Genomic DNA, 561 nt, shown 5'->3' on the forward strand with positions numbered 1-561 from the left:
ATGACCAAGTCGTAGAAACCGTTATCCTCACACTTCACGATGCGGTTTACTCGAGCAAACATTGGCACAAGTAAGCCTAAGTGATTTTGCTCAATCACTTCCCCTTGCCACACGCCATAGTTTTCAATGGATTCAATGATACTCGGCATCATTTCTTGTAATTTTCGCCAACGAATAGTTTGAATGAAAGACTGACCAACTAACTGGTCGATTTCTAAACCCACAAGCTTGGTGACTGCTGGGTTAACCATGGTGATGACGCCTTTGTGATTAAGCACAATAAGGCCGTCTTGACTGGCTTCAAACACTCGACCAGCTACGCGCTGGCGATTCATCGCCTCTTCAATCTCTGTGATGTCTTGAATGGCGAAGAGAAGATAACCGTGGTTAGACAAACGACGAGTCGTTAGGCTTAGCTGCTGTTCGTTATCAATGTTTTGAAGGTGGATATCATCACACTCTAAGCATCGACTAAGAATTTGGCTAGGCTCGTTCGGCATTTTTGTTTTTATCAGATCGCGGATATTCGCATTTTCTAGTGCTTCCGGTGTTTTCTGAAAT

The 561-nt window shown here is 43.9% G+C and carries 1 protein-coding gene; it reads right to left on the reverse strand.

Going from position 1 to position 561, the window contains the following annotated elements; genetic code table 11:
- Positions 1 to 561: PAS domain-containing protein (locus R7Q11_RS28390; protein WP_225467257.1), on the reverse strand; the 561-nt coding region annotated here is incomplete at both ends.

Source organism: Vibrio sp. 970 (assembly GCF_033339075.1).